This is a genomic window from Bacillus sp. Root131, from assembly GCF_001429475.1.
Classification (GTDB): domain Bacteria; phylum Bacillota; class Bacilli; order Bacillales; family Bacillaceae_G; genus Bacillus_A; species Bacillus_A thuringiensis_S.
Genome location: NZ_LMJQ01000004.1, coordinates 310,984 through 322,535 on the forward strand (window position 1 = coordinate 310,984; position 11,552 = coordinate 322,535).

Genomic DNA, 11,552 nt, shown 5'->3' on the forward strand with positions numbered 1-11,552 from the left:
ATACAAGAAATACCCTATAGAATAGACTTTTTTCAAGTGTCTATTCTATAGGGTACATTTTATTCCATAGGTACTTTTTTTATTTGATTAATTTTCTATCTAGTTGCAATTGTGAATGCTACAATGAGAAGGTTCGTTGAAATTTCAATTAAATTACGGAAATTTATACAAAATATGTAGCAATTGAAGATTTACACGTTTACTCAATAGATGTGTGCTTTCTAGACATACAACAAACAGCGCATCTTTTCGGACATGATCCAATTGTAATTCCTAAAATAATTCAAAAAGAGATATATGATATAACGGGTATAACCGCATCTATTGGAATTGCACCTAACTTATTTCTTCCAAAGGTGGCTCTAGATGTGGAAAGTGAACATTCAAATTCTAGAATTGCAATGTGGTCATACGAAGATGTTTCAAAAAAGTCATGGGAAATTAAGCTCCTTCGCAAAGTATGGGAATCTAAGAGAGAGAACGATGGAAAAGTTCTTGCAATAAAAATGATTTTTTGAAATATAAACACTAAAGAACTCGAATGTGAAATAGATCTAATGATAGATAAAACATTTGAATGTATCAACCATAGAAATAGAGCCCCTTTTAATTAGGACTTTATTTCTATGGTTTCATTATGAACTTTTGCAATTATATCCTGCAAAGTTCAAATAATACTTCCTTTTTTGATGTCTTTAGGATTTATTCCCCGTTTTATATCCCGCATAGTTCAGATAAAATCCCTTGTTAACATAAGTTATATCGCTGTAACAATACTTTAAATCCCACTACGTTTAGACAAAACAGGAAACAAATCTACATTGATGTCCTGTTACATAAGTTTATATCCCACACAGTTCAGATAAAACAGGACACTATGACCATGTACATGTAGGCTGGCAAGACTTTATATCTCACATGGTTCAAGTAAACTCTATCTATACACGAATTGTGTATCTTTTGAAGCGTTAGAATACTCCTGAAGAAATAAATAATTCTAATCATAAAAGCGAGTTAATATTAATTTGTTTTTGGCAGAATTTTCGGTAATTACAAATTCAACTTTCCTATTTTTGGGACGTTTCATTTATAGAAGATAGAAATAACATAATTTTCTCAATAAGGGATTTTATTCTTTTAATATGATTTTTTAACAATTCATGGTATATCTGAATTAAGGGGACCTTTTCGGTTGATTAGGGAGAAAGATTATAAAAATGATATGGGAGGAACAAAAAATGTCATTGAAAAAGAAATTAGGTGTTGGAGTGGTTTCAGCCGCTCTGGGTTTATCTTTAATTGGTGGGGGAACATATGCATATTTTAGCGATCAAGTTGTAACAAATAATTCATTTGCTGCAGGTACATTGGATTTAGCTATGCAACCAACTACTTCACTTAACTTAGAAAATTTAAAACCTGGGGACAAAATATTAAAGAAATTCAATTTAAAAAATAGTGGTACATTAGATATTAAAGATTTAATGATGAAAATAGACTATACTGTAAACGACTTAAAACAAAATAATACTACAGAAGATTTCGGTAAACATATTAAAGTACAATTTCTTTGGGATTGGGATCCTGCAAAAAGCCCTGCATACGAGACAACCCTTGCAGAACTAAAATCACAAAGTTCAGAGATTGTCTCCAAAAAAGTATTTCATTCTAAGTGGACTGAAACAGGGGGATTAAAACCTGGGAAAATGGATTGGTTTTGGATAAAGTTTATATTTGAGGACAACGGAACAGATCAAAACGTTTTCCAAGGGGATAGTATTGCGCTAAAAATGGAGTTCCAAGCCAATCAAACAGAGGGAAAAGAAAGATAATATTACAAAAATATTGTTATGAAAATGTAAAACTGAGCTTGTAATTTTTTATAATTTGTAAAATTGACCATCAAATATCCATATAAAAAACTAGTGATATCAGTACATGAGTATAATATCGCTGGTTTTTTTGAGTTTAACATTTTGTATGTTTTGTAAAATTCATTTTCGATTTACAAATATTAAATATGCTCTAAAAGGGGTACCTTTTGAAGAAGGTATTGCCTACAAGTAAGAAAAAATTACAATCGAAACTTTAGATGGTGAAGTTATCAAAACTGCATATTGGTATGGAGTATTCCCGCAACAAGATGATGATGTGCTTGAAACGGTTGGTGGCGGCTTTTATCAAATATGGAGCGATGAACTGTGGGAGTAATTCCCACTCTCGTTGGTTTAAAAGAATTCACTGATGTAGAAAGACATGAAAGTAGATACTTCATGAATATCTTTCGTTACTAATATAAATTCCAAATGAATTTTCACTTCACATTTAATTAGTTTTTGCCGAAATGCAAAAAAAGAGAGTAAAACCCTCTTTTTCATTTAATCAATTATATTTCTTTAAATTTAAATAATAAAAAATAGCCGGTTAAAAGAGCGTGTTGTTATATATTTAGCTAAAAACGCTCTTACAAATATTTAAACCCTGCATTAATTTCTTATTCCATTCATTTAACTAATACATAATTTTTTATATTCGGTTATCAAGCCAGAAGTTTATTGGAAAATGATTATTCTGGTTATAAGCTTCAAGTTCATAACCTTTTTCTTTTAACCCTTTTATAATCTGTGGAGCTGCTACCATCCTGCACTTGCATTCATACCAGCTCCCACAAAAGTAATAAATAACGGCCATAATAACGGCCATAACGTAAGAAGTATATTTGCAAGTATAAGTATACTATATATCCCAGGGAAATTATGATTTTTACAATTTACCAATACTAAAATCACTAATAATATTATGGGTATTAAATATAAAAATAGCATTATAAACCAATACCATGATTCCTAATGCCCCAAAACTAAAGGTTGTAATTATTGTTTTTACAAGCACTTTAGCGAATTTTGAGTCGTACGTTTTTCTGCTATATAGACCTATCACAATGTACAACGATATATAGGCCATTAATACACCTATCCAAGTCAATAACCAGTCTGCATCTAGCATAAAGAAGACAAACAGCGACCAACACACCCCTACTATTGAAAAAACAAGGGAAATAATTATATTTTTTAAAACTGGTTTCATGTTCATTTCACATCCTTTAAAAACTTAAGAATACATTATTAGCTTATATTCTTTTTTTCTACCGCTTTACTATAGTCTGTTGTATATTCAATAACAGTAATCCCTTTACTTCTAAGTAGATTCTTTTTCCACGTTTTCGCATCAGTTGACATATGGACAGTTACATTGAATCCTAACTTTACAGTCATAATTCCAATGCTTAACCCTAAATTTCCGGTCGAACCTACTGCAATTGAATAATTTGAAAAGAATGTTCTAAACATGTCACTATCTAATACGGAATAATCATCTTGTTTAGTTAATAAATAATCTTTCAAAGCTAAATCTTTGGCGTGTTTTAATACCTCATATACTCCGCCTCTTGTGTTTCAGAAAAAACTTTTGCATTATTATGGAGCAAATCGTTTTATTTAGATTAAACAAAATAAATTCCGCAGTTTCAATTAATTTTTGAATCAATGGAAATCTCTTTTTCAACTTCTCTTTTGTTTCTATAGAAATTTCACTTATTCATAATCCCCCTTCAAAATATAATTGACCTATTTCAATTATTTTCGTCGTATTTAATATTCTTACAACGACATAAACGTTTGAAAATTAATTATAATTAATTATAATTAAGTATATATTAACAATTTTTTAAGTATAAGTAAATAAAATTAATTTTAATTTAATTATTTTTACTAATTTAAAGGGGATTATGTATATGAACAATATTAATGTTGGTCAAAAGATTATGGCATTTAGAAAAGATGCAGGATTAACTAGTAAACGTTTAGCTGAATTAGCTGATATAACACCTTCCATGTTAAGTCAGATTGAGAAAGGGATTACGAATCCATCCTTACAAACACTAAAGTTAATTTCTGTAGCATTAAATATTCCTTTATTTAATTTTTTCTTGGAAGATACCAATACAGAAGAATTAGTTGTAAGAGCGAATCAAAGAAAAAAAATGACTTTCCCTGAAAGCGGTAATGTTTCGTATGAGTTATTATCTCCTAATTTAGATGGATCACTGGAATTGGCTTTAATGAATCTGCTACCTCAAACCGCTTCATCTATGGAGCCTGTGGCACATAAAGGGGAAGAAATAGCATTTATTATGGAAGGACAAGTAAAACTATATGTAAATGATGAGGTTTTACTTCTTAATCAAGGTGATAGTGTTAAAATACCCCCATATGCAAAACATAAATGGGAAAACACTTCTTTACACAAAGTCACTGTTATATTTGGAGTAACCCCACCATCTTTTTAATTTTAAATACTATCGCATGGAAAATTATTTACCTGACGTATCTTTAAAACATTATCTAGAACAGCAGAGTCATAATTTAGAACATATTTATTTTTCCTTCCTGAACAATGTAAAGATTATTCCGACATGAAAAAGGGGTTAACAATTCATCAGCGACAAGCGGAAGGGCTTGCTGTAGCTAAATCTCAAGGAAAGCACTTAGGACGTCCTCAACTTAACCTTTCGACATTAAGCAAAAAGCAACTATTTATAATAGAAGAAACTTACCCAAAGTGGAAAAACAGAGAAATAACAGGAGTTAAGTTTATGGTGCTATTAGAACTGAAGAAAAATACTTTTTATAAAATAGTGAAAGAGTATGAAGAAAACAAAGTAGCAACTAACTTATAACGAATTAGGGCCGAAAGCTTCTTAGAGTAGAAAAATCGGCTTCTTTTTTGTTGAAATTTGCTTAGCGTATATTTTCGTAAAAATGTGGGTGGTACCCCATCGCTATCAAGTTAAGATATCTATTGTTCCCCAAAAACAAAAAAGCTATCTTAGTTTATAAATTAGGATAGCTTTTCTATTTAACCGTCTTTCCTGTGAATAGTTACAATTACTCACAGGAAAGAATAGAAGCAAATTGTATTTTTACTTGTTAGGCTTAATTTTTTGACAATACTCTTCTAAAGTTAACCCCTTTTCTTTTAGATAAATAGCAATTTCTTTTCCTACATAACGATAGTGCCATGGCTCATACTTAATGCCTGTAATATTCTCTTTATCTTTTGGATAGCGGAGAATAAACCCATACTCTGCAGCATTCTTATCTAGCCATTTGAATGCATCGGTAGTATCAAAGTTTGCATTTAAATCTTCTACAGTATTCTGCCATTCAACTGAAATAATGTCTAACGCTAATCCAGTGTGATGTTCACTTGCACCAGGATACTGAAGATATTCCAATGCCTTAGCACTAGCCTCTTTATCCGACAAACCCTGAGATTTATAGCTTTTAATTGAGGCATCATAATAAGTTTGTTGTAATTTTATAGCTCGATAACCTGATCTTAAATAAAGGTTGATCCCCTCTTTTTTTGCAGCTGTTACCATATCCTGATAGGAAGTTGAAATTCTGCTATCTATTTTCATATTGGGCTTAGCATTTTGGTTGATACTTGTTAATTCAATCCCTAGTTCCTTTGGTAACATATGCTCTCTATTTACAAGAAGAATTCTCCAATCATTAAGATCAGTGATAGGTAAAACATCGTTTTTATTCGCATTTATCTCAATTTTATTTTTATTGTTATTATTAGTAGTTTCCTGAGATATTTGTTTTCCACTACAAGCAGCAAAACTCCATCCCAATGCCAATACCAATGCTATAATTATGATTTTTTTAATTATATCTTACTCCCTTCTTGTTTATTAGTCTTTATACCAATTTCCCAACACATCTCTAGGAATATCCTTGAAATTCTTCAAAGAAACGGGGCCAACAAATTCTTTAATTCCATGATTTTTAGAATTTTCATCCGAATAATCTTTTAAAAATTGAATTTTAAAATGTTTCTTACCATCAGCATAGTCGGTTACTGTCGGTACGACTGCAGCTTGTCGTATACCAAAAGTTTCATCTTCATATTTGACAAATTGTATATAGGATAGTCCTCCAACCAATGTTTCTAATTTCTCTTGAGCAGAAATAAGATTTCCAAGAGAATAATAGATTAGCGTTTGATGTCCATCTTTGTTTTGTTTCCACTCAATTGGTTGAATTACATGTGGATGATTTCCAATTACTACATCTACACCTAAATCTGTTAAATATTGAGCAACTTCTTTTTGTTGATTTGCAGGTGTAAAGGTATATTCTACTCCCCAATGCACCATAACAATCACCATATCAGAGCTACTCTTTGCCTTTTCCACATCATTTTGTATCGCTTTTTTATCAATTAAATTTAAAGCCCAAGACTTATCAGCTGGAATTTTAATTCCATTCGTACCATATGTATAATTGAGTAACGCAAAGCGAATACCATTTTTTGTAATCATTTTTATTTCATTACGCTCGTTTTGACTCTCATTAATGCCTAATGAGATAACATCCGGATATTTCTTCCAGTATTCTCTTGTATTCGCAACACCTTTAATCCCCATATCCATAGCGTGATTTGTCGCTTGAGTCACTATATTGAATCCAGTGTCCACTAAAGATTGGCCTACTTCTTCAGGTGTATTGAAAGTCGGATATCCCTGTACTTTTAGATTATTCCCTGCAATTGGAGTCTCCTGATTCACTATAGCAAGATCACTTGATTGAACAGCTTTTTTTATATTTTCATAAATATAGTGATAATCATATGAACCGTCTTTTTGTTTGCCATCTTTAATTACTGCGTCATGATATAAATTATCACCCGTTGCTATTAAATTCACAACCGATTTTACTTTTTTATCTTCAATAAAATTAGGAGACTGTTGAATAGGACTTTTATCTACCCAATTTGGTGCTTTTAATGATTTATCTGTATTTGATTGAGCTGGTGGTAATGAAGCTTTAGATGTCTTAACATCTGTATTACCACAAGCGGTTAAAAGCACTAAAAAAATAAGACATAATAAAAAAAAAAATTCTCGCTTCTCTTTAAATTATCTAACATGTAATCCTCTTTTCTGTTTTATTACTTATAACCAATTCTAACAAATAACTTTTTAAAACAACGTATTTTGGTTTTACACTTAATTATGGAAGAATACTCTGTTACATCTGCTTCGGAATATGCGGATAATCATTTTCCACTTTCCGGCAATCTATCAATTTCATCAGAATTGATAGATTGCTAGAAAAATATTGTCCACCGGGATGGCCTCAGCATATCAAAAAAAGAAAATTGTACGTTTAGACACATTTTAGATACAAATTAACCGGTTATTGATTTTATAGCTTATTTATATAATTTTTGTCTCGTAATTCTTTTAGATTATTGAAATTTGTTTTTTGGGTTTAACCTCCACAAATAATCACCTATATGAAAATACATCATCTTTTTTTTACTTTTGGGGAGAGTTAATATTTTTAAGGTGATGGGCATGTATAGTGGCCCCATTAAGTTTTTAATTCATAACATTTTCATTTTATCTGTAATTTTATATTTCTTTAGGTTGTTCTACTTCTTTTTTAGGCTGTTCTACTATGTTTTTCTTATAAGAAGTTTCTTCAGCGTTTATATTCACTAAAGATAATGTAGATAATCCTAAAATAGTAGCCAATCCTACTGCAGACCAACGGTACGAGTTTTTATTAAATTTTTTAATCATTATAATTCTCCTTTTCAATATTGCTTTATTTCTACTGAAATTAGCTAATGTAGGTGTTCGATAATAAGTAGAATATTGTTCTAATAGTGTAATAATGGTTTGTCCATATGCAATTTTTTCTTCAGGATTAATAAAAGTGAGAGCCAAATTATCACATGCTATTTCTTGGTCTTCACGCATTGCATAATATGCATACCAAAGAATAGGATTGAACCAATTTAAAATAAGTAAGCAATGCATAAGTAAATTAATAATTATATCTTTTCTCTTAAAATGAGATAATTCATGATAAAAAATATATCTTAGTTGGTTATCATTTAAGTATTTCACGTGGTTTTCATCAAGTAAAATTCTAGGGTTTCTAATCCCAAAAAGTGTAGGACTTGAAATCTTTCCAGAAAGAGATAAAGAGATGTCCTTCTTTATTAACATATCTTTTTTACATTTTTCAAAAATGTCCAAAACTCTTTTCTCTGTTATAGCTGGTTGTTTGCCTACATAAATGTATAACCGTCTATTTATCAGTATCATGAAAAATACAGATACCAAGACTCCTAGAATCCAAAACAACAACAGGATATTATATACGGATAGGTTCCAGTTGTTGTTTTTGCCTCCCGTAGGAACTTCCTTAGTTATTTTTTGAGTTGAAATTGATGTTTTTGGTTCATGTATGTTTTCTTTTACATGCCAAATGCTTGTATTTTCCTGAATAAAGAACTGGGAAGACTCATAACCTTTTGAAAGTATTGAATATATGCTAAAAGAACTTTCAGGAAGCCAAGGTAGTATAAGTCTTACAATAAGGATAAGCCATAATGCGTATTTCCATCGAGGAGTTAGCCAATTTTTTAATACAATTTTTATGCATAAAATAAAACCAACTAACACGCTCGCAAGGATAGAAGTTTCTATTACCCAATCAAAGATAGAAGAAAGGTAACTATTCCATAACGGATGAAACATAATTATCTATCCTTTCTGTGATTTGATTCGACTTTATCATTTAAAAGTTGTTTCAATTCATCAATATCTTCTGAAGAAAACTTTTCTTCTTTTATAAAATTTACAAGTAATGGTTTTAATGCTGCGCCGTAAAAACGTTTTAGAAAAGACTGTGTTTCTACTTGTAAATACTTATCTTGAGAAATTAAAGGAATGTATGTATACATTTTTCCTTTTTCTTGATGAGAAGAAATGGCTTTTTTGCGTACTAATCTGTTGAGCAATGTTCGAACAGTTTTAGGACTCCAATCATTTGTCTTCTCAAGAGCTTGGATTACTTCATTTGCAGTAAGTGGGGATGCTGTATCCCAAAGAACTTTCATGACCTCTAATTCTGCTTCTGATATCTTAGGTAAACTATTCATATTGACCTCCCTTCTCGTGATTACAATTGTAATCCTGATAATGATATTACACTTGTAATCACGAGAAATCAAGACAATATTTTAAAAGGATTTATTTACCAAAATAAGTTCTTTTTAAATGAGGTACGGCAACGATTCCTTCTTTTTGGAGCCACTTACAAAACTAAAATAAGGAGATACGAATATAAATTATTATGTAACTTTAGGAGATAACGCCAATCTTATCTATTTTTATTTGTGGATCTTTGATACGAAAAAAGAATCCTTATCATAAGGATTCTGCAATAGGGAATGGAAAATCAATAACAATAAAAAAATTACTTGTTATTGATTTTCCATCAAACTCCCTCTTTTATCGTATAAGGGTAACTTTGCCCATCCCCCCGAAAAAGGGGAATAAGACAGAAACTACCAATTAATAAACAAATAAACAAGCAATGTAACAAAGGGGTAACATTTAAAGAAATATCAAATTCCAAGCACTAAATTAACTCCTATTTCACAGAAAAATAGTCTAAACGTACAGTAAGCCCCTTAAATTGTGCCCAAAATGTGTCTAAACGTACAATTTTCTTTTTTTGGTATGGTGACCCCATGCCCATCAACTTAAGGATGGATACAAAACCAAATATTGTTCATTTGAACTAAAATCTCCCCAAATGGAGGGATTTATTAAAAATAAGCACGCAANCCCATGCCCATCAACTTAAGGATGGATACAAAACCAAATATTGTTCATTTGAACTAAAATCTCCCCAAATGGAGGGATTTATTAAAAATAAGCACGCAAAATAAACCCTAACGGGTTTCATTTTTTTCTTATGCAGCTTTCTTTTGCTTGCTGCATCCACTATACTCATAGATAACACCCATGATATCAAAGACTGTTTTCTTCTCGTATCGATGAGATTTCCGTCCGTTTTGTTGTAGAAGGTGGAACAGGCGGGTTAGAAGCTTTGTTATCTCTTGGGTGTTTTGTATGGATTGATAGAGGAGAAATAGATGGTCCTGAATCATTCCAATTGCTTTATATTCACTTAATTCTTTTTTCTTCTTCTGTAATAAAAGTTGACGCATTTTAAACATAGTAGAAGAACATAAGAAAATAGCGATCAGTTTCCCGTATAAATGGCACTCTATTCTTTCTTGTTTGACAGTGCGACAATGATCTATATCAAATAATGATTTCCACGTTTTAAAAACAATTTCTATCTGCCAGCGTAATGTATACAATTCATGTACTTGTTCCATCGGAACCCATTCCCAAGGTGCATTTGTCACATACACATTTAATCCTGCTACTAATTTACTTTTCTCTGAATAGGTTCTGTGTTTCGACTTTTCTTTTTCTGCAATTTTTTTCAGGCGTTTTTGTAATTGTGCTGCTGTTAAACGATGAAAAACGAGACGTGAAAATAACTGCTGTTTATCTCCAATATAAGCTTGCTGGTATTCTATTGTTTCACCTGGTTGGAGTTGATTCAAAATTTGTATGACATTGATTTGTATGTATTCTGATTGTTTTTTAATGGCACCATTTTTAAAATATTCCGGACTTGGATTTTTTACATATACGTTCGTATTTAACTTTAACCTCGAAATATAATATGTCCCCCGTTGATCCATTTGATCTAAATCTTCTAATGAGAAATACCCTAAATCACGAATACATAAATCGCCTGGTCGTAACGTATCTAAACATTCTGTTCCAAATGTTTTATCATTATTTTTTCCAGGGCCCACTTGAAAATTGAAAAATTGGCCACTATGTAAATCATATTCTAATTGAATTTTGATTCCAGCTGTTTGCGCACAACCACCTGAACCAGGATATATATGTTCCAAAGTATGAGGTACCTGAAACATGGTGGCATCCATGATACGAATGCGTTTAAAATGGGAAAGAAGTTGATTAGAAATGTAAGTTTGCTCACAGATTTTTTGTTGTAACAACAAAGAAAAGACATGTTTTAAAAATAACACTGATTTTTCATTAAATCGTTTATTTAAGCCCTCCGGGCTAAGTACAGTACCTGTAACTGCGTGAAGCCTACTACATAATCGTACTAAAGGATCACTGGCCACTCTTTGGCTAATCCAAATACAAATGGTAGCTAAATCTGATCCCGAAAATTTGCGTTTTCTCTTTACAAACTTCATCTCTCTTGCCAGTTCTTCCAAAAATTCAGGTGTGATATAGCGCTGTAATTCTTCTACAAATGGTTGTAACTCCTCTTGAATCGAGAGATTCATAAAAAAACGTCACCCTTTCTCATTTATATTATGTAAGAAAGAATAACGTTTTTTGGTACTTGGGGGTAGTGAAAATTCTTAAGTTGATGGGCATGTATGGTGAGGCCATGTAGATGAGACGTACATCAAAGTGAAAGGGGAGTGGTCTTATCTGTATCGTGCGATTGATAGTGATGGATATACACTTGATTTTCAACTTCGAAAAACACGAGATCATCAAGCAGCATATGCCTTTATAAAAAGGTTGACGAAACAATTTGGAGAACCAACGG

The 11,552-nt window shown here is 31.4% G+C and carries 7 protein-coding genes and 6 pseudogenes; 5 read left to right on the forward strand and 8 right to left on the reverse strand.

Going from position 1 to position 11,552, the window contains the following annotated elements:
* Nucleotides 1-108 precede the first annotated feature (108 nt).
* Together ASE54_RS37580 and ASE54_RS16655 are read left to right on the forward strand one after the other, a co-directional pair.
* A pseudogene (locus tag ASE54_RS37580) lies at nucleotides 109-464 on the forward strand (damage repair protein); the annotation flags it as partial.
* A gap of 774 nt (nucleotides 465-1,238) precedes the next feature.
* A complete protein-coding gene (locus tag ASE54_RS16655; RefSeq protein WP_000053755.1) occupies nucleotides 1,239-1,832 on the forward strand; it encodes a TasA family protein in 594 nt (197 codons plus the stop codon).
* Between the two features lie 694 nt (nucleotides 1,833-2,526).
* On the opposite strand, the pseudogene ASE54_RS35825 reads toward ASE54_RS16655, so the two are convergent.
* The 3 pseudogenes from ASE54_RS35825 to ASE54_RS37105 form a co-directional block, all read right to left on the reverse strand.
* Nucleotides 2,527-2,640 (reverse strand): annotated as a pseudogene (locus tag ASE54_RS35825) (polysaccharide deacetylase); the annotation flags it as partial.
* Nucleotides 2,634-3,087: pseudogene (locus ASE54_RS16660) on the reverse strand (DUF3902 family protein). The pseudogenes ASE54_RS16660 and ASE54_RS35825, both read right to left, overlap by 7 nt.
* Before the next feature lie 53 nt (nucleotides 3,088-3,140).
* Nucleotides 3,141-3,597, reverse strand: a pseudogene (locus tag ASE54_RS37105) (hypothetical protein); the annotation flags it as partial.
* Between the two features lie 196 nt (nucleotides 3,598-3,793).
* On the opposite strand from ASE54_RS37105, the gene ASE54_RS16670 reads away from it, so the two are divergent.
* Nucleotides 3,794-4,348, forward strand: a complete 555-nt coding sequence (locus ASE54_RS16670) for a helix-turn-helix domain-containing protein (protein ID WP_043333210.1) — start codon at nucleotides 3,794-3,796, stop codon at nucleotides 4,346-4,348.
* Between the two features lie 6 nt (nucleotides 4,349-4,354).
* Nucleotides 4,355-4,738 (forward strand): annotated as a pseudogene (locus ASE54_RS16675) (recombinase family protein); the annotation flags it as partial.
* A 243-nt stretch (nucleotides 4,739-4,981) separates the two neighbouring features.
* On the opposite strand, the gene ASE54_RS16680 reads toward ASE54_RS16675, so the two are convergent.
* The 5 genes from ASE54_RS16680 to ASE54_RS16700 all read right to left on the reverse strand — a co-directional run bounded on the left by ASE54_RS16680 (nucleotide 4,982) and on the right by ASE54_RS16700 (nucleotide 11,280).
* Nucleotides 4,982-5,713, reverse strand: a complete 732-nt coding sequence (locus tag ASE54_RS16680; protein ID WP_000241959.1) for a M15 family metallopeptidase — start codon at nucleotides 5,711-5,713, stop codon at nucleotides 4,982-4,984.
* A 48-nt stretch (nucleotides 5,714-5,761) separates the two neighbouring features.
* Nucleotides 5,762-6,940, reverse strand: a complete 1,179-nt coding sequence (locus tag ASE54_RS16685; RefSeq protein WP_003254688.1) for a CapA family protein — start codon at nucleotides 6,938-6,940, stop codon at nucleotides 5,762-5,764.
* Nucleotides 6,941-7,486: 546 nt separating this feature from the next.
* Nucleotides 7,487-8,623, reverse strand: a complete 1,137-nt coding sequence (locus tag ASE54_RS16690) for a M56 family metallopeptidase (RefSeq protein WP_000468909.1) — start codon at nucleotides 8,621-8,623, stop codon at nucleotides 7,487-7,489.
* A 2-nt stretch (nucleotides 8,624-8,625) separates the two neighbouring features.
* Nucleotides 8,626-9,027, reverse strand: coding sequence for a BlaI/MecI/CopY family transcriptional regulator (locus tag ASE54_RS16695; RefSeq protein WP_001086889.1), 402 nt, complete (start codon nucleotides 9,025-9,027; stop codon nucleotides 8,626-8,628).
* A gap of 819 nt (nucleotides 9,028-9,846) precedes the next feature.
* A complete protein-coding gene (locus ASE54_RS16700) occupies nucleotides 9,847-11,280 on the reverse strand; it encodes an IS4-like element IS231F family transposase (RefSeq protein WP_001053998.1) in 1,434 nt (477 codons plus the stop codon).
* Nucleotides 11,281-11,389: 109 nt separating this feature from the next.
* Here ASE54_RS16700 and ASE54_RS16705 point away from each other — a divergent pair.
* Nucleotides 11,390-11,552: pseudogene (locus tag ASE54_RS16705) on the forward strand (DDE-type integrase/transposase/recombinase); the annotation flags it as partial.